General features: G+C 36.6%; 19 protein-coding genes. 15 read left to right on the top strand and 4 right to left on the bottom strand.

Annotation, left to right across the window (positions count from 1 at the left end; translation table 11 throughout):
* Positions 1–4: 4 nt before the first annotated feature.
* The 3 genes from AAEU33_RS20760 to AAEU33_RS20750 all read right to left on the bottom strand — a co-directional run bounded on the left by AAEU33_RS20760 (position 5) and on the right by AAEU33_RS20750 (position 3,917).
* Positions 5–1,204, bottom strand: a complete 1,200-nt coding sequence (locus AAEU33_RS20760) for a VWA domain-containing protein (RefSeq protein WP_345990094.1) — start codon at positions 1,202–1,204, stop codon at positions 5–7.
* Positions 1,205–1,335: 131 nt separating this feature from the next.
* Positions 1,336–2,010, bottom strand: coding sequence for an SIMPL domain-containing protein (locus AAEU33_RS20755; RefSeq protein ID WP_172276751.1), 675 nt, complete (start codon positions 2,008–2,010; stop codon positions 1,336–1,338).
* Between the two features lie 152 nt (positions 2,011–2,162).
* On the bottom strand, positions 2,163–3,917 hold the full coding sequence (locus AAEU33_RS20750) for an amidohydrolase family protein (protein ID WP_345990092.1): 1,755 nt from the start codon (positions 3,915–3,917) through the stop codon (positions 2,163–2,165).
* A gap of 157 nt (positions 3,918–4,074) precedes the next feature.
* On the opposite strand from AAEU33_RS20750, the gene AAEU33_RS20745 reads away from it, so the two are divergent.
* The 7 genes from AAEU33_RS20745 (at position 4,075) to AAEU33_RS20715 (ending at position 16,632) form a co-directional block, all read left to right on the top strand.
* The gene (locus AAEU33_RS20745) at positions 4,075–5,856 is read left to right on the top strand and encodes a histidine kinase (RefSeq protein WP_345990090.1); all 1,782 of its coding nucleotides are present in this window, start codon (positions 4,075–4,077) and stop codon (positions 5,854–5,856) included.
* A 93-nt stretch (positions 5,857–5,949) separates the two neighbouring features.
* Positions 5,950–6,684, top strand: a complete 735-nt coding sequence (locus tag AAEU33_RS20740) for a LytTR family DNA-binding domain-containing protein (protein ID WP_345990088.1) — start codon at positions 5,950–5,952, stop codon at positions 6,682–6,684.
* Positions 6,685–6,751: 67 nt separating this feature from the next.
* Positions 6,752–7,291: a lipocalin family protein gene (locus tag AAEU33_RS20735; protein ID WP_345990087.1), complete on the top strand. Its 540-nt coding sequence runs from the start codon at positions 6,752–6,754 to the stop codon at positions 7,289–7,291.
* Between the two features lie 101 nt (positions 7,292–7,392).
* Positions 7,393–8,643: a CinA family nicotinamide mononucleotide deamidase-related protein gene (locus AAEU33_RS20730; protein WP_345990085.1), complete on the top strand. Its 1,251-nt coding sequence runs from the start codon at positions 7,393–7,395 to the stop codon at positions 8,641–8,643.
* Positions 8,644–8,731: 88 nt separating this feature from the next.
* Positions 8,732–12,130: a glycosyltransferase gene (locus tag AAEU33_RS20725; RefSeq protein WP_345990083.1), complete on the top strand. Its 3,399-nt coding sequence runs from the start codon at positions 8,732–8,734 to the stop codon at positions 12,128–12,130.
* A 75-nt stretch (positions 12,131–12,205) separates the two neighbouring features.
* Complete coding sequence (locus AAEU33_RS20720; RefSeq protein ID WP_172276769.1) at positions 12,206–14,263, top strand: M13 family metallopeptidase; 2,058 nt, start codon at positions 12,206–12,208, stop codon at positions 14,261–14,263.
* Between the two features lie 272 nt (positions 14,264–14,535).
* The gene (locus AAEU33_RS20715) at positions 14,536–16,632 is read left to right on the top strand and encodes a M13 family metallopeptidase (protein ID WP_345990081.1); all 2,097 of its coding nucleotides are present in this window, start codon (positions 14,536–14,538) and stop codon (positions 16,630–16,632) included.
* A 64-nt stretch (positions 16,633–16,696) separates the two neighbouring features.
* Here the strand turns inward: AAEU33_RS20715 and AAEU33_RS20710 are convergent, their stop codons facing one another.
* Complete coding sequence (locus tag AAEU33_RS20710; RefSeq protein ID WP_345990080.1) at positions 16,697–17,743, bottom strand: hypothetical protein; 1,047 nt, start codon at positions 17,741–17,743, stop codon at positions 16,697–16,699.
* Between the two features lie 354 nt (positions 17,744–18,097).
* On the opposite strand from AAEU33_RS20710, the gene AAEU33_RS20705 reads away from it, so the two are divergent.
* From AAEU33_RS20705 to AAEU33_RS20670, 8 genes are all read left to right on the top strand, one after another.
* Entirely contained in the window at positions 18,098–18,544 is a 447-nt protein-coding gene (locus tag AAEU33_RS20705; protein WP_228456922.1) for a type VI secretion system contractile sheath small subunit, read from the top strand.
* Positions 18,545–18,566: 22 nt separating this feature from the next.
* Positions 18,567–19,928, top strand: a complete 1,362-nt coding sequence (locus AAEU33_RS20700; protein WP_345990078.1) for a DUF5458 family protein — start codon at positions 18,567–18,569, stop codon at positions 19,926–19,928.
* Between the two features lie 64 nt (positions 19,929–19,992).
* Complete coding sequence (locus AAEU33_RS20695; protein ID WP_273650945.1) at positions 19,993–20,466, top strand: hypothetical protein; 474 nt, start codon at positions 19,993–19,995, stop codon at positions 20,464–20,466.
* A gap of 90 nt (positions 20,467–20,556) precedes the next feature.
* Positions 20,557–21,591 (top strand): A/G-specific adenine glycosylase, encoded by a 1,035-nt coding sequence (gene mutY, locus AAEU33_RS20690; protein WP_345990076.1) that lies wholly within the window; start codon positions 20,557–20,559, stop codon positions 21,589–21,591.
* A 44-nt stretch (positions 21,592–21,635) separates the two neighbouring features.
* Positions 21,636–22,193: a gliding motility lipoprotein GldD gene (gene gldD / locus AAEU33_RS20685; RefSeq protein WP_172276787.1), complete on the top strand. Its 558-nt coding sequence runs from the start codon at positions 21,636–21,638 to the stop codon at positions 22,191–22,193.
* Between the two features lie 27 nt (positions 22,194–22,220).
* A complete protein-coding gene (locus AAEU33_RS20680; RefSeq protein WP_273650948.1) occupies positions 22,221–23,144 on the top strand; it encodes a PfkB family carbohydrate kinase in 924 nt (307 codons plus the stop codon).
* Between the two features lie 87 nt (positions 23,145–23,231).
* On the top strand, positions 23,232–24,599 hold the full coding sequence (locus tag AAEU33_RS20675; protein WP_172276793.1) for a peptidylprolyl isomerase: 1,368 nt from the start codon (positions 23,232–23,234) through the stop codon (positions 24,597–24,599).
* A 181-nt stretch (positions 24,600–24,780) separates the two neighbouring features.
* Positions 24,781–25,725 carry a nitronate monooxygenase gene (locus AAEU33_RS20670; RefSeq protein WP_345990074.1) on the top strand — a complete coding sequence of 315 codons (945 nt, stop codon included), beginning with the start codon at positions 24,781–24,783 and terminating at the stop codon, positions 25,723–25,725.
* Positions 25,726–25,733 lie beyond the last annotated feature (8 nt).

Raw genomic sequence — 25,733 nt, 5'->3', positions numbered from 1 at the left:
AATATTATATAGTATATCCGCTTTTTCTGGACAATTCCAAGATTGAAGTTTCGATAGCTTTGCCCAGATCATCAGAGTCTGCATTTCCTCTTTTTTTCATTTCGTTATCGATATATTCCTGTCTTTTTTTGGATAGCCCCTCAATTTCTTTTTGAATCTTTTCCCGTTCGGCAGATTTCTCGGTTACCAGCCTTTTTACTTCTTCTTTAGTTTTGCCTTTTAATTCAGCGGGAAGTTCACTTTCTTTAACAGTTGTTATAAAGTTGACATCCTTTTCCGCTTTGTCTACAAGATCCCAATGATCATTCTTATATGCATTCTTTTTACTTTTGGCGACCGTTCTTTCCACAGCATTGGAAACAGACTGAACTGCTGCATTTTTATCCTGCATGATCTGTTTGCTCTTGTATTCGGAACCATGGCTTCCGTAGTATACATAAGTGTCATTGAGTTTCGTGTTATAATCTGAAATTTTAGCATCATATGGTGTTTCCACATAGATTACCTTTCTGTCACTATCGATATTAAAGTACTTTCCATCACCTGTAACAGCTCCATTTTGCCAGAATGACTGAATGCCTTCATTTCTGTCACCACAAAATATAGTATTGGTATAGATTTTTTTTGCCTTAGCAGATGAAATAACTTCCTTGTAGTTAATTCTTCCCTGATCAAACGGCTCATTACCGGCAATGTAGATAAGTTTCATACTTTTATCATTTTTATCCCAGTTCAGATTCATAGCCGCATCCCGGATCACGGCACCGCAGTATTCACTTCCACCATTGGTTCTTAATCCGAATAATTTTTCTGAAACCAGATCCAGATCCTGTGTTAGGGGAGTTACCTGGCGGATGAAATTTTCATCGCGAATTCCGTCATTGCCATATTCGTACAATGCAATTTCTATTTGTGGTGCTTTTCCTTCATACTTTAGTGTAGTCAGTGTATTTACAATATTCCAGAGTCTGGATTTAGCCTGATCGATTAATCCGTCCATGCTGTTCGAAGTATCCAGTAAAAGGGCAACCTGAATTTTGTTATCCCCTGATGATGGTTGTGCAGTATACAAAGAAGATCTTTGTGTTGTAATATACTCAATTACCGAAGGATTGCTTTTTCCCATACAACGTGTCTCTGTAAGGCTATTAGAACTTAAAAAAGCAGCACCAATACTCAATGTTAAAATTTTTAAAGTTGTCATTATTTATATTTTTAATTGTTTATTTTCTATACTAATGAATCTGCAATGTTTTGGGACTTTACCTTAAAGGAAAAATTGATGACTCCTTAGTTTGAACAAAGGCAACTGCGGATAGTTGCCTTTAAGTATTTTTAAAGTATCTCGTATCTGGTTTTAATGCTGTATTTCAATTTGATATTTTCAATATTGTCAAATGAATAATCAACTCCTGCATCAGCTTCCATTTGTACGTTACTGGATTTTCTCATGTAGGCAGACATTGGCATAATAGTGTCACTTGTATAATCCTCGATCTCTGTAATTTCTAAAGGAGCTCCGGTTTTTTTACCCATGCTTTCCAGTAAATAATCCGCCTTTTCTTTAGCTGCCTTTAATGCATTTATTTTTACGGTTTTTCTGAAATCTGCAATTTTGGTATTTTTTACCTCTGCAATATTCAGGTTGCTTACCCACTTTTGATTTAACCCTTCGAATACCTTACTGAGGTTGGTCTTAGCATTTACTTTAAACTGAAAACTTTTGGTGAACTTGGTTGTTTTTGAGTAAAGATTCTGATACATTGATTTGAAGGTGATATCCTCATTCTTTACCCCATTGCTTTTTAAAGTTTCAAATAATTTCTTTTCATTGTCTGCCAGTTCATTTTTGTTATCGGCCTTTATTCCGATGTTGAAGATGATTTCGTCCGGCTCTACTTCCATTTCAGCAACTCCCGTTACCTCAATTGCATTTTTCTTTACTTCCTGTGCGTTTATTAAACTTCCTGCTGTAAGGAATCCGATTAATAAAAAATGTCTCAATTTCATAATTTCTTGTTTTAAATTCTGAAGTAAAATTAGCCCGATTGTAAACCTGAAATGGAGAGACTTGGTGAAATGAAGTTTTCACTTGGTGAAATGACAAAAAAAAGACAGTTCACTCGAACTGTCTTTTTTATTATAGGTATTTAAATTTTTTTTTAAGGCAAGAAAAAGACCTTTGAAATTTTATTGTCTTTTATTTCATAGATGGCAGTTGCTTCTACTTTTCCGTTTTTCCTGATTCCTGAAACACTTTCTTTATCCACTACAAAATTCCCTTTGATCAGCCTATTGGTAATTTCACAATGAAGATCCGGCAATTTGTCAAACATAGCGCTGTAGGTTTTTCTCATGGCATCTTTTCCCTTGCTTATTAATTTATCAGGGAAAGTATAAAGTTCGACATCGTCGGCATAAGGTTCTAGAAATGCATCTATATTTCTGGCATTGTATCCGTTTACCTGTTGCTGGACAAGGATTTCCGGGGTGATTTTTAAAATTTTATCAGGCTGTATTGGCTGTCCGTTTTTGAAAATCATTTCTATCTGGGTAAGATGATCCAGATTTTCAGTGGGATCTGCGCGTAAAAGAACCATATCTGCTACTTTACCTGTGTTTATACTTCCCGAAATATTTTCTTTATCAAAGATCTTGGCTGGATTAATTGTTGCAGACTGAATGATCTGCCAGTTGTTCATTCCACTTTCTTTCATTGCTTTTAGCTCGGCAAGAAAGGAAGTAGCATGTTGGGTGGCAATGTTTCCCGCATCTGTACCTGCTGCAATGGTTACTCCTCCGTCCGAAAGTCTTTTTAGATTAATGATTCTTACAGAATCTTTCTTTCTGGCGTAAGCGTTCAGCTGAGGTAGGTTGAAACGCTTTTTCATCTTATTGATCGTTGTGGAGTCTGCAGAATCTGCTAAATGTTGAAGATCATAGATAGATCCTACTGTTTGTGGATTCGAATTCTCCAGTTCATAGGTATTGTATTTCTTTTTCTGGGCATAGGTTTTAAAGTAATTATCCATCACTGTGAGTGTCGGGCTCAGCACTACTTTTTTTGATTTAAGAAGTTTGATAAAGTCATTCGGTACAACTTCATCTTCCACATCATGCACTAAAAAGTCGGCTCCATTTTGTACGGCAATCTGTGCGGTAATTCTTTCCGTAGCATGTACTGCAACTTTAAGGTTGTTTTTGTGAGCTTCTTCAATAATAGTTTTAATAATAGGCTCATATTTTCTTGCCATGGCTTCTATTTCTTTCGGGTCTGCCATAACGATATACCATATTTTGATAAAGTCGGGTTTATAGGGAAGCTGCTCCTGAACCATTTTGCGTCCCTCTTCACTGGTTTTAACCAGTTTGAAAGGCTCATTTTTATCCAGGTTTTTAAAAACTTCGGGCTCGTAGGTTGTAATGAGCGGTCCTGTCATATAAACAGAAGGCAGAGTAGGATTTTTTGCAAATGAATCTCTTAATTTCAGAAAGTTGAAAGTAGCCCCGGCATCGATGACGGAAGTAATTCCATTTTTAAGATAACGCAGTAAAAAATCTTCCATATTCTGATGTACCCAATCTATTTCTTTTTCATAAGGGATCTGCTTTCTGAGATCAAATGCATCCGGTCTCGTATATAAGCCCCCGCTCTGGAAGAAATGAACGTGGGCATCCGTCATTCCCGGCATCAGAAATTTACCTTTTCCATCTATAACCGTCGCATTTTTAGGAATTGTTACTTTATGCCCCGGTTTGATTTCAGAGATCATGTTTTTTGTAACCACTACGGTTTGATTGGGAATCATTTTTTTATTCATCACATCCACAATCGTTACATTCTGAATGTAGGTTTGTGCATGAATTGTCTGGGTAAGAAAATACAGAAGGGACAGTAAATACAAATAGGTTTTCATGAGTTTCTTTTAAGAGATTTGTAATTCACAAATATATGAAAACAGGTGTATTGATTATTATTTCTTTTAAACTTGGTGAAATATACGTTTCACTTGGTGAATGGTAAGAGACGATACCTAAAGTTTTACTTACTTTGCATAATAGATTTGGATACAAGTGAAATTACTTTTTAAAATTATATTACTCATTACCTTGGCAATTGGAAGTTCTTCTTTTGCCCAGGATTCCATGAAGGTTTCTAAAGTACTTAAGTCTGCCTCAAAAATTAGAAAAGCGGTTGATAATAATGATAATAAAACGGTCGCAGATACCTATGTCGGTATGGCAAATGATTATTACGGTCAGGGAAATTATGCAAAAAGTGAAGAATACCTGATAAAGGCAAGGAATCTATACCAAAACCTAAACGATAAAAAGAACCTCGAATTTGTAACCCGAAAGCTCGCGCAGTCCCAGGAAAAACAAAATAAAATAAGTCCGGCGATCCTTAACTACAGCAGAGCAGCTGATATCAGCTACTCAAAGGAAAACAAAAGCATCAATACCAACGATGTAACCAGGCTCTCGTCACCTTCTAAGGAAGAGAGGGCGGAAGCGATCCAGAGCAATATTGATATCAGCAGGAAAGACAATGAAAAAGCAGATCTGGCAGCCAGTTACAGTCAGTTAGCTGATGTAAACATCCAGCAAAACGATATCCCTAAAGCTGAAGCGAATCTTAAAAGTGCTTACACAATTTCCAAAAAGCAGACGGAACCTCAGCAGGCTCTGGAAATTAATCAGAAGCTGACCAATTTTTATGTTGAGAATAAAGATTTTGATAAAGCCATTGAAGCCAAGAAGAAAGTTTTGAAAGAGGACTTTGTAAAAGATAATTCTCAGAAAAAAGTAGAACAGATCCAGGAGCTCGCTGATATTTATATTAAAAAAAATGACACAAAAAGTGCTATTGAAACATTGAAAAATGCCTACAATATTGCACTGGAAAAAGGACATACGCTGGAGGCCCAGAAAAGTGTAAAAAGATTGGACAGTTTGTACAGTGTTTCCGAAAATACAGGTGAATCGGTAAAGCTATACAGGGATTTTCTCGGACGATTACCGGATCTTGTTTCAAAGGACAGAAGTCTTGTAGATAATAAAATTCTTGAAGACACCGAACAAAGAATAGCACAATTAGAAAAAGAAAGGGAATTAAAAGATGAGCTGATCCGCAAAAAGAATGCATTTAATTATAGCCTTATAGGAGCCTTGGTTGTATTGGCAGGATTGGCAGGCTTCATTTTATGGACATTAAAGAAAGTTCAGATCAAAAATAAAAAAATAGCTTTACAATCCCTTCGCCGGGAAATGAATCCACATTTCATTTTCAACAGTTTAAATAGTGTGAATCAATTCATCGCCACGAATAATGAGTTGGAGGCGAATCAATACCTGACAAAATTTTCGAAACTGATGCGCGGTGTTATGGAAAACTCAGCAGAGGATTTTATTCCTTTCCAACAGGAGCTTGATCTGTTACAGAACTATCTTGCCCTGGAAAAAACACGTTTTGCAGATAAATTTGACTATGAAATCAAGGTGGATGAAAGCCTGAATTTACAGAGTCTACTGATACCCGGCATGCTGATCCAGCCTTTTTTGGAAAATGCGATATGGCATGGGCTACGATATCGTCAGAACAAAGGATTTTTACAACTGAATTTTGAGAAGCAGGGTCAATATATGATAATAACCGTTGACGATAACGGAATAGGTATTGAAGAAAGTAAAAAATTGAAAACAGAACATCAAAAATCAAGGCAAGGAAGGGGGATGAAAAATACGATGGAAAGAATTACATTGTTAAATGACCTTTATAAACAGGACATCCACTGTGCCATAACGGATAAAAAGAATGAACAAGGTGTAACTGTACAGATCCGCTATAAATTATAACTTTTTCAGGATTATCTTAGCTAATAGACGTTTATATTTCAACTAAATATTATATTTTTACAAGTAAACCGGACATTATCCGGATCTGTATCAATGAAAATAAAAGCTGTTATCATAGATGATGAGGTTATTGCAAGAGAGGTTCTAAGGAATTATCTTACAAAATACTGTCCTCAGGTAGAAATCCTCGGTGAAGCCGAAAATATAAAAGATGCCGTTCCTCTGATCGCTGAGAAGCTTCCGCAGCTTGTTTTTCTGGATGTGGAAATGCCATTCGGGAATGCTTTTGATGTCTTGGAAGCTACTAAGGATTACACCTATGAAACGATCTTTATAACTGCTTTTTCTCAATATTCCTTACATGCTCTTAATAAGTCGGCCAGCTATTATATTTTAAAACCTATAGATATCCAGGAGCTGATTCTTGCCGTCAATAAAGTAGCAGAAAGCCTTGAAAAAAAGGAAGAGCTGAACCGGAATAAAATACTGTTGGAAAATCTCAAAGTAAAGCCTGATAAGCAGCAACTTATTCTGCCAACATTACAGGGATTTGATGTTGTGAAAACTGAAGAAATAGTAAGACTGCAGGCAGATGGAAATTTTACCCTCGTTTATCTTACAGACGGAACCAAAAAGATGGTATGCAGATTTTTAAAACATTTTGATGATCTTCTTGAAGCTCCCTTTGTCAGAGTTCATCGTTCACATATCATCAATACAGGTTTTGTTAAATCATATCACAAAAGCGGGACTGTTACTTTATTGGATGATGCTGAAATTGAGGTTTCAGGGACATTCAAAGAAGCTTTTCTTAAAACCTTTTCTTAGCTTTATGTTAAGGGGAACCTAAAGGCATCATTTTTGGACTTTTTCATAACCACAAACTTATATTATTATGAAAAATTTTCAGAAAATAGTTATTCCTGTCTCGATAGGAGTTTTAGGATTTCTCATTTTTAATCAATGTTCTGTAAGGGTACCAAAAGGTGCTGTGCCTGTCACCCGTTTTGATTCCGGAAGATACCTGGGAAAATGGTATGAAATTGCTCGCTTCGATTATAAGTTTGAGAAAGACATGGACAATGTTACGGCAACCTATTCCCAAAATCCCGATGGAAGCATCCGGGTAGATAATAAAGGGTATAATTATGTGAAAAAAGAATGGAAAGAGTCCATAGGAGAGGCAAGGTTTGTAAAAGATAAAACGGAAGCCCGCTTAAAAGTTTCTTTTTTTAAACCTATTTGGGCAGGCTATAATGTGATTGATATCGATGAAAACTATCAGTATGCCTTAGTAGCAGGAAACAGCTTAAAATACCTGTGGATATTATCCAGAACGACTGAAATCCCGGAAAGCATAAGATTACGGTTTTTAGAAAAAGCAAAGAGAATAGGATACAATACGAATGAATTGATCTGGGTGAAGCATAATTAGCAAAAAGGCTGATTTGCCTAAAAAGATTTCTATAATAAACATTGCCGAGGCCACAGATTTTTCCGTCATTTGTATTAGATTTTTTTTCAAGAATGTACAATATGGAAAATGCTGTTCTCATTACTATCGGAGACGAGATCCTTTCAGGAAATACAATAGATACCAATTCTAATTTTATTGCTACTGAACTTAAGAATATAGGGATAAAAGTTTCACAGATTTTCACGATTTCTGATGAAATTGAAACTATTAAGGATACTTTACATGCTGCTTTTGAGATAGGAGACCTTGTTATTACAACAGGTGGGCTGGGTCCTACAAGGGATGACAAAACTAAAAAAGCGCTTGCCGATTTTTTTTATGATGAAATAGCTCTGGATGAACCGACTTTCGAACATTTAAAAAAATATATGGAAAAAAGAGGCCGTCTGGAAATTCTGGAAAGAAACAGAGAACAGGCTTTTGTTCCTACTAAATCTACAGTTTTCCAGAATCAGTATGGGACTGCTCCATGTATGATGATGAAGTATGGTGATAAACTGAGCTTTAGTCTTCCCGGAGTGCCTTATGAAGTAAAGCCCCTGATCAAAGACCAGATTATTCCTTACCTAAAAAATACTTTTAGCTTACAATATATCACCACAAGAATTGTTTCCGTAGTAGGAATTCCTGAAAGTATTTTAGCGGATATCATTGAGGATTGGGAGCTTTCGTTACCTGAGAATCTGGCTTTATCCTATCTTCCGGTGGGAACCCGCGTGAAGCTTCGCCTTACAGCATCTGGACATGATGAAAATATTCTGAACAGACAACTTGAGGAAGAGATTCAAAAACTCTTTCCATTGGTAGGTGAAAATATTATCGCTACTACTGAGGACAAAATTGAGAAAATATTAGGGGAACTTTTGGGTGAAAAAAAACTTACGCTTTCCACGGCCGAAAGCTGTACGGGGGGAGAATTGGCAAAAATGATCACTTCGAATTCAGGAAGTTCCAAATATTTTATAGGTGGAATTGTTCCCTATGCAACAGAAAAAAAAGTTGAAATTTTAAAAGTTTCTCAAAGCACGGTGGACGAATTTACGGTTGTAAGTGAACAGGTAGCTGAAGAAATGGCAAAGGGATGTCAGCGCTTATTTGATACGGATATTTCCATTTCTACAACTGGAGTTGCCGGACCGGGAAAAGGAGAGGATGGAAAGGATGTAGGAACCGTTTTCTATACAATCAGGATTCATGATCAGGCTCAAAACTTCAAACTTTATATGCCCCATCTGGAAAGACTTGACTTTATGAATTTCGTTTCACAGAAAATTATTCAGGATTTGGTGAGCTTGCTTGTAAATAATTAGTTAAACTTTTCTTTTTTTTAATTTTTTTTTAATTTTAAATACAACAGTTTTTCACACTTTTTGAATCTTCAGCCGAAAATATCAAAACGTGGAAAATTCAAAACAGGTTTTTCAAACAACTAATAAAAAACGCTGGAGAAATGTGCAGTGGGGATCCCGCATTTTTATCTTTGTCGGAATATTGCTTTTCCTGGCGTTGGCACTCATGATGAAACTGGACAAAAGTCCCAAAATCCCTTTTCATGAAGATTACAAAACCGTTATCACAGCAGGAAAGCCTTACCTTCAGGAGAATAGAATCTCAAAAGAATATAAGGGATTCAGAAGCTTTATTTCTGAAAAGACGATTCGTACCAATGTTTCCAAAATTGAGGAAGCAAAAGCAGAAAGATTAAAAAACCAAAACAGGAACTGGGCTCAATTTCCAGGAGGGATCCGTTCTGCTTTCTATGTAGCCTGGGATCCTCAATCCCTCATGTCTCTGAAAAGGAATGTTAAGCACATCAATTTAGTCTTTCCGGAATGGTTTTTCCTTGATCCTAAAACAGGAGATCTTAAAACCAACATCGATCCCGAAGGATATAAGGTTATAAAAAGAACGGGAGTTGCAGCGATGCCGATTCTCAGTAATAACTCAGACAGAGAATTCCGTGCTGAGGGCTTGGCAAAAGTACTTAACGATCCGTTAAGAAGAACCAAACTGATCCGGAAGCTTGCGGAGGAATGCGTGAAGTTTCATTTCAAAGGAATCAATATTGACTTTGAGGAAATGAATCTGGATTCTGATGAAAATCTTATCGCTTTTATGAAAGAGCTTTCAGATAATTTTAAACAGAATAAGCTGCTGGTGACCATGGATATTATGACGGATAATGACGATTATAATATTCAGAAATTAAATCCTTACGTAGACTATTTTGTGTTAATGGCATACGATGAATATTCAGCTTCGGGGGATGCAGGACCTATCTCTTCTCAAAAATGGATTGAAGCTCAAACCGGGAAAATTTTAAAGAAAACAACGGCAAACAAGATTATTCTAGGTCTTGGGGCTTATGGATATGACTGGAGCTCAAATCCGGATGATAATATTTCGGTTTCCTATATGCAGGCTATTACTAAGGCCAGTGCAAGTAAATCGGTTATCAATTTTGATGATAATACTTTTAATCTTAACTATTCATACACAGATTTTAAGAATAATACCCATACGGTATTTTTTAATGATGCGGCATCGATTTTTAATACTATGCGCTTTTCTTCGGAATATCCTTTGGCGGGAACTGCACTTTGGAGATTGGGAAGCGAGGACAGCAGAATCTGGAATTTTTATGATAAAGATCTCACTTTTGCCGGCCTGCCTAAGCTTGATCTTAAAAAACTGGAGAATGTAAAAGGTCAGACCATGGTAGATTATATCGGGGATGGTGAAGTATTGGATGTCCTGAATACTCCACATGACGGGAAAATAGCTCTGGAAACAGATCCTAAAGAAAAAATTATTACAGATGAGAACTATATCACGTATCCAAGTTCTTATGAAGTGAAAAAATATGGTTGGGCACCACAGAAAGAACTGGTACTGACATTTGATGATGGTCCGGATGAAACGTATACTCCTCAGGTCCTTGATATCTTATCAAAATATCACGTTCCGGCTGCATTCTTTTTAATCGGCCTGAATGCTGAGAAAAATCTTCCTCTGGTAAAAAGAATCTATAGAGAGGGACATGAAATAGGAAACCATACTTTCACTCATGAAAATGTGGCCAAAGTAAGTCCGGAGAGGGCTTTATTAGAGATGAAACTGACGAGGCTCTTATTTGAATGCATAACCGGTCATAGCACGATCCTGTTCAGAGCACCTTATAATGCAGATTCCGAGCCTACAACCTCTGAAGAGATTATTCCCGTTGCCCTGGCCAGACAGCAGAATTATCTCGATATCGGTGAAAGTATAGATCCCGAAGACTGGCAACCTGGTATTAAAGCAGATGAGATCGTAAAACGTGTAATGCAGGGTATCAAGCAGGAGAGAGGAAATATTATTCTACTGCATGATGCTGGAGGAGACACAAGAGAAGAGACGATCAAAGCTCTGAAAATTTTAATTCCTACTTTGCAGAAGCAAGGTTATCATTTCACGAATCTGGCAAGCATTTTACATAAAAGTAAAAATGAGCTGATGCCTGCGGTTCCAAAAACCAAGTCGTATTACATTATGCAGTTGAATCTTGTATTAGCGACTGTAATTTATGGGATTAGTCATTTTCTGGTGGCCTTATTTACCATCTTCATTATTTTAGGAATTATCCGTTTGTTATTCATGGTGTACTGGGCAGTTAAAGAAAAAAGCAAAGAGAAAAAGCTTTCAAATTTTCCCGTATTGGATAGCTATCCTAAAGTATCTATTATTGTTCCTGCCTATAATGAGGAAGTTAATATTGTATCCTCTTTGCATAATTTATTAAAACAGTCCTATCCTAATTTTGATGTTATTCTTGTAGATGACGGAAGTAAAGATCTCACTTATACAAAGGCCAGGGAAGCATTTGCTGAACATCCTAAACTTAAGATTTTCACGAAAGCTAACGGAGGAAAAGCAACCGCTTTAAATTTTGGGATTTCACAAACTGATGCTGAATATGTTGTTTGTATCGATGCCGATACCAAACTGCAGCAAGATGCCGTAAAATATTTGATTGCAAGGTTTTTGAATGCCTCTGCTGAAGAGAAGATTGCAGCAGTTGCGGGAAATGTAAAAGTTGGAAATCAGGTCAACTGGCTTACAAAGTGGCAGGCAATAGAATATACAACCAGCCAGAATTTTGACAGGTTAGCTTATGCGAATATTAATGCAATTACAGTAATCCCGGGAGCAATCGGAGCGTTTAGGAGATCCGTAATTGATGAGGTAGGTGGATATTCTTCGGATACACTGGCTGAAGATTGTGATATTACGGTAAAAATTCTTAGAGAAGGATATACTGTGGCTAATGAAAACAATGCTGTTGCCGTAACAGAAGCTCCGGAGACGGTAAAACAGTTTTTAAAACAACGTTTCCGATGGACCTATGGAATTATGCAGATGTTCTGGAAGCAAAAACAAACCTTCTTAAACCCTAAATATAAAGGACTGGGACTTTGGGCAATGCCAAATATTTTATTGTTTCAATATATTATTCCGTTCTTTTCACCTTTTGCAGATGTCATTATGTTTTTTGGGATCTTATTTGGAAACGGAGAAAAAATATTTATATACTATTTACTTTTTCTTTTGGTTGATGCTTCCCTTGCAATCATTGCGTTTTTAATGCAAAAAGAAAAGCTGATCAATCTCGTGTATGTGATTCCGCAAAGATTCGGATACAGATGGCTGATGTATATTGTATTGTTCAGAAGCCTGAGAAGGGCCCTGAAAGGAGAAATGCAGTCCTGGGGATTTCTGAAAAGGACAGGGAATGTAAAGGAGATAACAACTTCTTAATATTTGTTTAAATTTGTTTTTGTAAACGTAACATATGTTACAATATAAAGACATATTATATAAATTGTTATTATAATGAAAAAACTAACGCTTTCTTTGTTTTTACTAGCGGGAATTTGCTCACAGAATACAGTGAATGCTCAGGCTAAAACAACTAAAACAGTAATGAGTACAACGGATAAAGGTTTAGACCTTAGTTTAATGGACAAATCTGTACGTCCACAGGATGATTTTTACAACTACGTGAGTGGAACGTGGATGAAAACGGCCAAAATTCCAGCTGATAAACCAACATGGGGAAGCTTCAATAAACTGGCAGATGATACTGACAATAATTCAATGACGATTTTGAATTCTCTTTTGAAGGATAAATTTGCAGAGGGAAGTGAAGGTAAAAAAATCCAGGATCTGTATGCTACTTATATGAACATGCAGAAGAGAAATGCTGATGGTATCAAACCTATCCAGGCTAACCTTAGTAAAATCGATGCTATTAAGAACCTTGCTGATCTGCAGAATTACCTGATCTCTGTAACTAAAGAAGGAGAGAATGTGTTATACGGATGGGGCGTAGATGCTGACCTTAAGGATTCTAAAATGAATGCGATCTATCTTGGCGATGCATCTCTTGGTTTAGGAAGAGACTATTATCAGAAAGTAAATGAAAAAAATACGGAAGCGATTGCTGAATACCAAAAGTATGTGGCTTCTATGTTAAAAGAATTAGGGTACAAAAATGCTGATGAAGCTGCAAAAGGAATTGTTGATTACGAAAAAAGCATTGCTAAAACCTATCTGACAAACGAGCAGATCCGTGATTCCAATCTTCAGTATAATCCGAAGACGATGTCTGAACTTTCTGCTTTAGTAAAAAATGTTGATCTACCGGCTTACCTTAAAAAAGTTGGAGTAAATTCAGATAAAGTAATCATTGGAGAACTGGGTTATTATAAAAACTTCGACCAATTGGTAAATGCTAATAATCTTCCGGTTATCAAGGATTATCTGAAATTCCACCTGATCAACGGAAGTGCATCTTATCTGAGTGAAAACCTTGGGAACATGAGATTTGCTTTCTATGGAAAATACCTTAGAGGTCAGCAGGAACAGAGAGCTTTAAACAAAAGAGGATATGAGCTGATCAACAGTTCTCTGGGCGAAGCTTTCGGTAAATTATATGTTGAGAAATATTTCCCGGCTGAAGCTAAAGCTCAGATGGTTGAATTGATCGATTATTTAAAGAAAAGCTTTGTGGTTCACATCAACAATTTAACATGGATGTCTTCTACAACAAAAGAAAAAGCATTAAACAAGCTTAATAAATTCACTGTAAAAGTTGCTTATCCGGATAAATGGAAAGATTATTCCAAATTGGTTATCACTCCAGAATCAAAAGGAGGTACTTTATACCAAAACCTTCAGAATGTTTCGGAATGGCAGTATAATAAAGATTTAGCTAAAATTGGAAAACCGGTTGATAAAACTGAATGGGGAATGACTCCACAAACGGTAAATGCATATTATAATCCGGTAAATAACGAGATTGTATTCCCTGCAGCTATTCTTCAGCCGCCGTTCTTTAATCCTCAGGCTGATGCTGCTGTGAACTTCGGTGGAATCGGAGCTGTTATCGGTCATGAAATGAGCCACGGATTTGATGATTCAGGAGCTCAGTTTGATGCAGACGGAAACCTGGTAGACTGGTGGACGCCTGAAGATAAAACGAACTTTGAAAAAGCAACAAAAGCCCTTGCTGCCCAATATGATAAATATGAGCCGGTAAAAGGAACTTTCGTAAACGGAACCTTTACAAATGGTGAAAATATCGCAGATTTAGGAGGTGTAAATATCGCTTATGATGCATTACAAATGTATTTGAAAGATAAAGGAAATCCTGGAGTGATCAGCGGATACACACAGGATCAAAGATTCTTCTTAAGCTGGGCAACGGTGTGGAGAACATTATCAAGTGAAAAGTACATGATCAATCAGGTGAAAACAGACCCGCATTCTCCTGGATATTTCAGAAGCTTCGGTCCGTTAACGAACGTTGACGCATTCTATAAAGCATTTGATGTAAAACAGGGAGACAAACTGTATAAAGCTCCTCAGGACAGAATCAAAATCTGGTAATAATAAATGAAGCCGTTCAGAAATGAGCGGCTTTTTATTTACTTGCTGAGCAAATCATGTACAGTAGTTGGTAAATTTCAATCGGAAGAAATGGGTCTATACTTTTATTTCTATAATCGGTATTTTTTCTCTAATCTCAAATCCTGGAGCTTATACTCTCTTAACCTGATTGCCATATTCCTCAACTTTTAACAATTTCTCAATTCTACCATCTTACATAATGAAAATTCGTATATTTGGTAAGTTTGTGTAAAATCAAAAAACGATCTTTAATGAAAAAGCTAAATATTGGGATACTTGCCTTTTCGGGTATGGTATTTTTAAATTCTTGCGGAACAACAAAAACTGCAGAAAAAACTACTAAAACAGAAACTCCGGTGGCAACTACACAACCCGTAAAAGAAGAGGTGAAAGAAGAAGGGATTACCCTTTCTTACATGGATAAAAGTGTTCGTCCTCAGGATGATTTCTTTAATTACGTGAACGGAAATTGGGTGAAAAATACACAGATTCCGTCTGATAAAGCAAGCTGGGGTTCCTTCAATGCATTGAGGGAAAATGTGGATGATGCTTCCCTTGATATTTTGAATAAAATCTTATCTGAAAAATATTCTGATGGTTCGGAAGGGCAAAAAATACAGAATTTGTATGCATCTTTTATGGATGTAAACAAAAGAAATGCTGATGGATTAGCTCCTATAAAAGGTGATCTGGCTAAAATTGATGCCATTAAAAACCTTAATGATCTTCAGAAATACCTTTTGGATGCGACAAGATTAGGTGACAATTCGTTCTATGGATGGAGAGTAGGTGCAGATATGAAGAATTCTAAAATGAATGCTGTTTATCTTGGTGGACCGGATCTCGGATTAGGAAGAGATTATTATCAAAAAGTAAATGAAGCCAATACCAAAACTTTGGGTGAGTATACTACTTATGTAGGAAAGCTATTCGGAGTATTAGGATATAAAAACTCTACCCAGGTTGCAGAAAATGTGGTTGCCTTTGAAAAACAATTGGCAAACTACCTTTTAACCCTGGAGCAGAACAGGGATGCCAATTTAAGATATAACCCTAAAAATGTTTCTGAGCTATCAGGATTGGTTAAAAATGTAAACCTGGCTAAATATCTTGCAGAGGCCGGAGTAAAAACAGATAAAGTTATTGTAGGTGAATTGAAATATTATCAGAATATGGATCAGTTCATCACACAGAAGAATCTTCCATTATTGAAAGACTATTTAAAATATCATGTCATTAACGGTAATGCAAGCAACCTCGATGATGGTCTGGAGCAAATCCGTTTTGACTTCTACTCCAAATATCTTCAGGGACAAAAAGAACAACGTCCGATGAACAAAAGGGGGCTAAGCCTGGTGAATGGTGTTCTTGGTGAAGCTTTTGGAAAATTATATGTTGAGAAATACTTTACTCCTGAAGCAAAAGAGCAGATGGAAACTTATATTGATTACATTCTGAAATCGTTCAAGACCCATATCAATGAAATGGATTGGATGTCTCCGGAAACAAAAGTTAAAGCGCAGGAAAAACTTTCTAAGTTCACCGTAAAAATTGCTTATCCGGATAAGTGGAAAGATTATTCTGCATTGAAAGTAGAAGCACCATCTAAGGGAGCAACGTTATATTCTAACTTACAGAATGTTGCCGCTTGGCAATACCAGAGAAGTCTGGAAAAAGTAGGCAAGCCTGTTGATAAAACTGAGTGGGGAATGACTCCACAAACGGTAAATGCATATTATAGCGGTTCAAATAATGAGATTGTATTCCCTGCTGCTATTCTTCAGCCTCCTTTCTATAACCCTAAAGCGGATGCTGCTGTTAACTTTGGTGGAATAGGAGCTGTTATCGGCCACGAAATTTCTCATGGTTTTGATGATAGTGGTTCCCGATTCGATGGAGATGGAAATCTGAATAACTGGTGGACAGATGCCGACCGTAAAAACTTTGATGCAAAAGTGGGACAACTTGCAGCTCAGTATAACGGATATGAGCCTGTGAAGGGAAGTTTTGTGAACGGTAAGTTTACAAGCGGTGAAAACATTGGCGATCTTGGTGGAGTGGCGGTAGCATATGATGCATTGCAGATGTACCTTAAAGATCATGGAAATCCGGGATTAATCAGTGGATTTACTCAAGATCAGAGATTCTTCATGAGCTGGGCAACAGTTTGGAGAACTAAGTCTACGGATCAGTATATGGTAAATCAGGTGAAGACCGATCCGCATTCTCCTGGATATTTCAGAGCCTTTGGCCCATTGGTGAATCAGGATGCATTTATCAAAGCATTCGACATAAAACCTGGAGATAAGCTGTACAAAGCACCTCAGGATCGTATAAAAATTTGGTAATTCAACCGAAAATTGTTAGAAAAGAAAAAATCCGTCTCTCACATTAGTGGGGACGGATTTTCTTTTAATATGCATTTTTATAATTCCGGATCACAAACTTTATTCCGGTTTCTATAATGTCTCCCATGGTTTTACAATATTTGAAATTTACATCGTAAGTGAGTTTTTGCAAAGCCGTCTTTAGTTCTGTAACATTGGCTTCCGGTGCGAGATCTTCTTTTTTCATAATAGAAATGAGTTCATCAAATCTGTTTTTACTGCTGGTTACCCTTTTTACAATTTGTGAACGTACTTCTTTACGGTACTGTTCTATGGAACTGGGTTTCAGTTTTTCCAGTACCATATTGACCATTTGACTATTTTCTTTAAAATATTGGGGGAGGTATACCTTCAGATTTCCTTCATAAGTTTGTTGGTCAAAGTCAATGGGGCGGATTCTGTAAATAACCTGGTCAAAATCATGTATTGGAATAATGACATAGTTATAAGAGCGCATGTCACCAAGGAGCCCAATAAGACAGCGTTCATTGAATTTTACAAATTCCTTGGAGATCTGAGCTTTTTCGGACTCCGTACAATTGGGTAGGTGCTTCTTAATAAAAACATCACCGGGAATTCCTAAAATATGCTCTTCTATTAAAGTGTTTTTGTAAATCAGAAAGTTAATTCGATTGGGAGAAAGCAGGTCCTCAAGCTCCAGCCCATAAATACGGGAAGCATCTGCCTGCTTAATATAAAAGTTAGTGTAATTGTCGTTCAGAATATTTCTCACCCGGATTCGAAAAGGTTTAGAATTTCCGAAGGTGCAAAAGTCGATTGTATCTACTTTCAGGTAGGGTAAAGTAGCCTCATCTCCGTCAGAATGAAGAAGAGTATAGATCTTGTTTAGATTAGCTTCTATTTCTTTAAACTCATGTTCAGAATACAATACCCCAAGCCACAAAGTATCTTTACCATCATTATCCAGGATACTTACGCTGTCACTAAATCTCAGGAGCTCTTCATACAGAAAATGAATCTTGGTTATTCTGTTGTGTTTTTTCAGATATTGCTGTAATGCTTCTGAAACAGGAAATATTGGTTTTCTAAACGCTATCTTTACATCTTTCATAATTCTGTTTCTTTGTTTAAATATAAAGAATATTTTTTTCAGTATTTTTTTCAGATATAAGAAGAATTTTTATTTTGTCCGGGATTTAACATCTTTGCATAAGGGTAAAGTACACCAGGATTTTATTTTATCTCTTTATAGCTTATTTTTATTTATTTTTCATAGTTTAGTGAGGTGAAAATGACATATTTAAGTGTCACAGACCAAATAGGATTAAATAATGTAAGAAAAATCTTAACAAAATTTTGTATGTTGGAGTTTTTTTTTAAATTTAAACATTGGATTGGCGACTTATTCGATTCGTCGGGTAAAGCCAGTTCTAACCAAAATCAAAAATCTCAAAATAATAATAATATGGCAATGTTTAATTATGGTGTTGGCGGAAACGAGATAAAAGTAGACGCTAATGAAGCTATTCAGGAAATCCAAGAGAATAAGTCATTAATTGTAAGCCAGCTTACTACCGATGAATCTTATACCCCTGAAATTGTAACAGGATTAAAGACTGTGGATGACGTCTTCAAACATTTTCAACCTTCGATAAGTGTACAACATGAAACGGAAGATGGTAGTGTAATCAATGAAGAATTCCGTTTTCAAAATCTGGGAGACTTCACTCCTAAAAGCCTTACGCAAAAATCAGATTATTTACAGCAACTTAGTATGGAACAGGAACAATATAATAAAATTGTCCGCCAGCTAAAAACCAATAAGGTTCTACGCAGTATGCTGGAAAATGAGCAGACAAGAGCTGCATTTGTGGAAGTGTTGAAAGAAGTGGCACAAGAACTTGAAAAATAACCTAAAGACTTTACATTAAATCATGGATAGTAAATTACAGGCAGCTGAAAGCCAACAACAAGGCCAGCAGCAACATTCGGGACAACCGAAAGGTAATCCCCTTGCCGAACTCAATAAAATTGGTGGTTTCGGTTTTGTAGAATCTGTTGTTGACGGCATCGCCAACATGAATCCTACCAGAAAAGCAAGAAAAGAAATATTCCTCACCGATAATAATAAAGGAGATGAAAGAAAAGAATTGCTACAGAAGATTAATCTTTGGGTAAGCCTTCTGGAAGGAAACGAATCTGCAGATAAAATGGCAGAAGTGTGCAAAAATAAAGCACAACAGGCAGAAAATAGTTTAAAAACAAATTTAAAGAACACTCTGGATACGGTTCGTCAGTTAGAAACCTCTTATCGTACAGTAGCCCAGTTCTATAAAAATACCGAACTTGATAAGGTTGATAATGTAAGTATTGTGAATGCAAGCTTAGATCAGCTATCGGATCTTGATAATCCGCTTTTCATCGATGCTATTGCTGAAGAATTCAAGAGTTATTATGATCGTCTGGATCTTAGAGACAATTATTCCCTATTAGCCATTCCAGGTTATTTAGGATCAAATAAAGTAGTCGAAAAATGGGCAAAGATCTGTAATGAGAACAAAGTAATGTTGGTTACCGATTTTGCTAATCTTGACAAACCGGATGACGTGGTGGATTTATTTCATTCTGCGAACCTTACCGGTGGAGAACTTCACAGAAGTAATGTAATCATGACCTGCAACTGGCTTGTAGGACGTGGAAGAGCTGAGGAAGTGGGTGAAGAAGAAAATGTGGAACTTCCACCTTCTACTTCATTGGCCGGTAAAATTCATAAAACATTAATGTCTCAGGTAGCGGCCGGTAAAAATCATGGTAACATCAACGAAGTAGATGCCGTAAAATTCGAATTGAAGAAAAGTGAAATTTCTCAGTTGGAAAAAATGGGATTGGTCCCGATGGTTAATGAATATGGCAAGATCATGGCCTTCTCTGCAAAAACGTTGTTTACAGGAGATAATATTGGTCTTCAAACCTATTCTGTAGTTCGTGTATTCGATTATGTAACCAAAGTTTTGCTGGATTTCCTTAACAGAAGAGCATTTGAAAACTGGACCGCTAAAAATGAAGATGATCTGAGAAGACAGATTGTGACCTTCCTTGATGGTATCAAAGGTCCGGATAAACTGATTGAAAAATTCAAGATCGTTCGTTTCGAACAGGATAAAGTAAATAAAGACAGGGTATGGCTTGATATCCGTTTAACGCCTTATTTCCCAACAAAGAGTTTCGTTATTAAATTGGATGGACATAAAGGGGATGATGGTAACGAATGGGAGTCTCAATATACTCAGGACTAATATATCCTTACCAAATAATAAAAACCGATGCAATTTTACATCGGTTTTTTTCTACCAAATTTATATGAAAATTAATATGTTTACATCCAGGTTTGCCTATTGCATACCCGTTTTCCTGATGCTTTTTATAGGCTGCGAGAAGAAATATCAAAGCCCGAATTACTATAAAAAAGATCTTTTTGAAGATGAGAGACAGGAAGGGAAAGCTTATATTATGAATAAAGAAGAATGTATCGACGGCAGTGATATGGTTCTTGTCAGTTCAGATATAAAGCTCGTAGACAGCTCATCCGGTCGTGGGAGACCTATTTTTATTTACAGACTTACCTCCGGTGAGATAGAAAAAACGACAAGGGACTCTGTGGTTACTTATCCGTTCCAGTTTCTATCCAACCAGAGACTAAAGCTTAAAAAAGATTCCATGTATGTTTTTTTGAAAAAACTTAACGGATACCGTTTTATCGCAGAAGAGAAAAAGCTTAAGTATCAATGGCTGAAATCTGCTCCGGTATATACTGTAGGTACAGAAAGTAAATAGTTCTATCTTTGCAATTGCTTTGATTGATTTCCTATCCTATTTGTGAAATGATGTAAAAGGCAGGTTGAATTATTTAAACAGAGTCACTTTTTGGAAAAGAATTTTAAGGGTTCGGACTTTCTTCACGTCGGAAACAAGCTGTTGGGATGGTACAAGGAAAATGCCAGAGATTTACCATTCAGAAAAACAAAAGATCCATATAAAATATGGATATGCGAAATTGTTTTTCAGCAAACCAGAATTGCTCAGGGGCTTAACCATTATAATAATTTTATCAGACGATTTCCGGATGTGAAATCCCTGGCCTCAGCAGAAGAAGATGAGGTCTTGCTTCACTGGAAAGGCTTGGGGTATTATTCCAGAGCAATCAATATCCATAAGGCAGCCCAACAGATCATGACAGATTTTGATGGTGTTTTTCCTGCCCGGTATGAGGATATATTACAGCTAAAAGGAGTGGGGAAGTATACTGCAGCTGCAGTTTCGAGCATTTGTTTTAACGGACGCATGCCTGCCGTTGATGGGAATTTCTACAGGGTATTAAGTCGTGTTTTCGCAGATGATTTTGATATTTCCGGTTCAAAGGCCTTTGCTTATTTTTCTCAGTTGGCAACATTAGTTATGCCGGAGAATGTCGGAGATTTTAATCAGGCCATGATGGATCTGGGATCTGAAATCTGTAAGCCCAAAAATCCTCTGTGTGAAAAATGTCCGTTAGAAGATGATTGCCTGGCTGTTGCTTTGAACAAGGTTTCAGAGTTTCCGGTTAAAACAAAAAAAGTAAAAACAGAAGACCTTCATCTGCAGTATTATTTTGTTCATTACAAAGGCCAATTTGTGATCCAACAAAGAAAAGATGATTTTATCTGGAAGAAACTTTTTGAATTTCCATCCTCTCTTCCTGAGGATTTCAAGATATTTATAAAAAACCTTAAAACAGTTCAACATAAGCTCACCCATAAGAATCTTACCATAGATATTTATAATGTTGAAATCACTTCAAAAGCTATCTGGGAGGATTTTACATTAAATAATCAATATATTGTAACGGACTACCGGGGATCACAGGATAAATCTTTTCCCAAGCCTCTGGAAAGCTATATCCAAAACTCGTTGAAAGACTGAAATTTGTCTTCCTAAATCTGAAATCTAATTTGTACTTTTGCAAAATGATTAAAAAAGTCATTTTTATATTTGCTTCATTGCTTTTAATTTCATGTGGAAAAGATCCAATCCCAAAACCATACGGAGAATTGCGTTTGGAATACCCCACACCAAAATATCAAAAATTTGATCCTAACTGTGCTTATAGTTTTGAATACTCGGATTTTGCAATGATCACAAATGCTAAAAGGCCTTGCTGGTACTATCTGAATTATCCTAAAATGAAGGCTAAGGTTTTTGTTACCTATTATCCGATTCAGAATGATTTTGCCGATCATATCAAAGAAGCTGAAAAAATGGTGTATGAGCACACCATTAAGGCCAGTGCCATTGACACTAAGTCTTTTGAATATCCCGAAAAGAAAGTCTACGGGAATTTTTACGAATTAAAGGGGCAAAGTGCTTCCAATCTTCAATTTTATATTACAGACAGTACAAAACACTTTGTAACTGCTTATCTATACTTTAATACAAGACCGAAACCGGATTCATTGGCTCCTGCAGTAAATTATATCAAGAATGATATGAAGCATCTGCTGGATACTTTCGAATGGAAAAAATAAATCAGTTTAAAATACATTGAAAAATATATGAAACTTTTAGTTGTTGGAAGTGTTGCATTTGATGCAATTGAAACACCATTTGGTAAGACAGATAAAATTTTGGGGGGTGCCGCTACTTATATCGGGATCACTTCATCTATCTTAGGCGTAAAATCAGGGATTGTTTCTGTTGTTGGAGGGGATTTTCCACAAGAGCATCTTGATATGTTTACCGACAGGGATGTAAATATCGAAGGAATTGAGATCGTGAAAGAAGGAAAAACATTTTTCTGGTCAGGAAAGTATCATAATGATTTAAATACGAGAGATACCTTAGCTACGGAAGTAAATGTTCTGGAAAATTTTGATCCGAAAATCCCGGATTCTATGCAGGATGCAGAGATTTTGTTGTTAGGAAACCTTCATCCGGGGGTACAGCTGTCCGTACTGGAAAAAATGAATGAACGTCCAAAGCTTGTTGTCCTGGATACCATGAATTTCTGGATGGATACTGCGATGGATATTTTAATGGATATGATCGCCAAAACAGATGTGATTACCATCAATGACGAAGAAGCCAGACAGCTTTCAGGAGAATATTCTTTAGTAAAAGCGGCAAAAAAGATCCTTAAAATGGGACCTAAATATGTGATCATTAAAAAAGGGGAACACGGGGCATTACTGTTCAATGAAACTCAGGTGTTCGCTATTCCGGCACTTCCGTTAGAAGATGTTTTTGATCCGACCGGAGCGGGAGATACTTTTGCAGGTGGTTTTGCTGCATATTTAGCCAAGAAACAGAAGATCGATTTTGAAACAATGAAATCAGCATTGATCGTTGGTTCAGCAATGGCCTCATTTACTGTAGAGAAGTTCGGGACCGAAAGAATTGAAGAAGTAAGTGAATCGGATATGTTCAGCAGACTGAGACAATTCAAAGAATTAACAACATTTGACGTTGAACTACAATAAATAGATGTTTTTAAGAAATATTTATAATAAAAAATTTAGTGTAATTCGTTAAGAATTCTAAATTTGCAACTTGTTTAAAATACTAAAATGATAAATAAACTAAAGATCACTTTTCTTTTTGGAGTTTTTGTGATGCTGTTTGCTACTAACATGAAGGCCCAGTTAAAACAAGGGGACCTGGTGGATGGTATTGCTGCTGTAATCGGAGATGAAATTGTGTTAGAGTCTGACGTTAATGAACAGATGAATTATGCAAAACAGCAGGGCGCTTCCAACACAGATAAGTGTGAGTTTTTGGAGAATCTGATCAACAATAAACTTCTTGTATTCGAAGCAAAAAAGGATACCTTGATTGAAAACAGATCGGCTGCTATTAAAACTCAGGCTAATGCAAAGTACAGCCAGTTACTTTCCCAATTTCCTGACGAAAAAGCAATGTTAGCCGCCTACAAGTTCAGAACTGCTTACGAAATGAAGAATGCTATCGAAAAGATAGACACGGATACCTATTACGGGCAGGCAAAATATCAGAGAGTTACTGATAAGGCCGATGTTACGCCAAATGAAGTAACCGATTTTTATAATATGTATAAAGCTCAGTTACCTGAAATCAAAGATGAAGTAACTTTAGCGCAGATCATGATGTATCCTAAACTTACGGAAGCCCATAAAGATGAGCTGATCAATAAGTTAAAAAAGATTAAACAGGATATTGCAGGTGGAGAATCATTTGAAAGCCAGGCGAGAATCTATTCTGAGGATCCGGGTTCTGCATCTACTGGAGGTTTAATGAAAAATATCTCTAAAGGACAGATGGTAAAACCATTCGAGGCGGCTGCACTAAACCTTCAGGAAGGGGAAATTTCAGACCCTGTAGAATCAGAATTTGGGTACCATATCATTCAATTGGTGAAAAAATCAGGAAAGATATATGATGCAAGACATATCCTTTTGATGGCTACTCCTACTGAAGACGAAATTAAAACAGCTAAAAAGAAATTAGACAGTATTAAAACCCTGATTACAGAAGGGAAAATTACATTTAAAGATGCTGCCTTTAAATATTCAGATGATAAAAGAACAAAATTCAATGGTGGGGTAATTTCCGGATCTGATGGTTCTAATAAGATCGAAAGAGAAACTATTCCGGGAACTATCAGCTATGAATTGGCAGGTCTTAATAAGGATGATATTACCAGTGCTTTTGATGATGAAGACGAGAGAAAAAGAAAAGTAGTGAAAATTGTGAAGATCGAAGATGTGATTCCTTCTCACCAGATCACTCTGGAAACCGATTATGACAGAATAAAGCAAATGGCACTTAATAAGAAGCGAAATGAAATGGTTGAAAAATTTGTGAATTCCAAATTACCAACAACATTTATATCGATAGACAGCCGTTACGATTCCTGCAAGTTTAAAGGAAACTGGAAAAAAGAGGCTTTAAAGAAATAATAGAAAAACCTTCAGATGATCTGAAGGTTTTTTTTTATAGATGGCATCCGGGATAATTAAAATTAAAAAGAAAATTTATCTGAATATTCTTCAAATAGAAAGGGATGAAATTTTTGTTTTTTAGTATTTTTACAGCATGAGTAATTTTATAGATTTTAGTGCGGCTAAAAAAATTTATGGGATGGAATCAGAACAAAACAGGATTACCAGACTTTTTGATATAAAATATCCGATCATTCAGGCAGGAATGATATGGCATTCCGGATGGAGACTTGCTTCAGCAGTTTCCAATTGCGGAGGGCTGGGATTAATCGGTGCAGGAAGTATGTACCCCGATATTTTAAGAGAGAATATTCAGAAATGCAAAGCAGCTACAGACAAGCCTTTTGGCGTAAATGTACCTATGCTTTATCCTAATATCGCGGAAATTATTCAAATCATTTTGGAAGAGGGAGTGAAGATTGTTTTTACCTCAGCAGGAAATCCTAAAACCTATACAGAAACTTTACAGAAAGAAGGTATTAAGGTGGCTCATGTTGTTTCGTCTACAAAATTTGCCATTAAATGTGAAGATGCGGGAGTAGATGCTGTGGTAGCGGAAGGCTTTGAAGCAGGAGGACATAACGGGAGGGATGAAACTACGACCTTCTGCCTCATCCCTAATGTAAAGCAGCACATTTCTAAGCCCTTAATTGCAGCTGGAGGAATTGCTTTAGGTTCTCAGATAAAAGCGGCTATGATTTTGGGAGCAGATGGTGTACAAATAGGGTCCCGGTTTGCGGCAACCCATGAAGCCAGCGCCCACGAAAACTGGAAAAAGAAAATTACAGAGCTGAATGAAGGAGATACTCATCTTACCTTAAAAGAACTGGCTCCGGTAAGGATGGTCAAAAATAAATTCTTCAATGAGCTAGAAAATATTTATCAGTCCGGGAGAGATGCGGAAGCTTTAGCGGCGTCTTTGGGTAGGGCAAGAGCAAAAAAGGGGATGTTCGAAGGAGATTTGGAAGATGGAGAACTGGAAATAGGACAAGTGTCTGCATTGATCAATGACATCCTACCTGTTGAAACTGTTTTTGCTAACCTTCTGAACGAATTTGAAGAGGTAAAAATACCTAAATTTTAATGAAGCAA

The sequence above is a fragment of the Chryseobacterium sp. Chry.R1 genome, from assembly GCF_039645525.1.
In the GTDB taxonomy this organism is placed as follows: domain Bacteria; phylum Bacteroidota; class Bacteroidia; order Flavobacteriales; family Weeksellaceae; genus Chryseobacterium; species Chryseobacterium proteolyticum.
The sequence above is the reverse complement of the archived record's forward strand: the minus strand, read 5'-3'. Positions and strand labels throughout refer to the sequence as shown.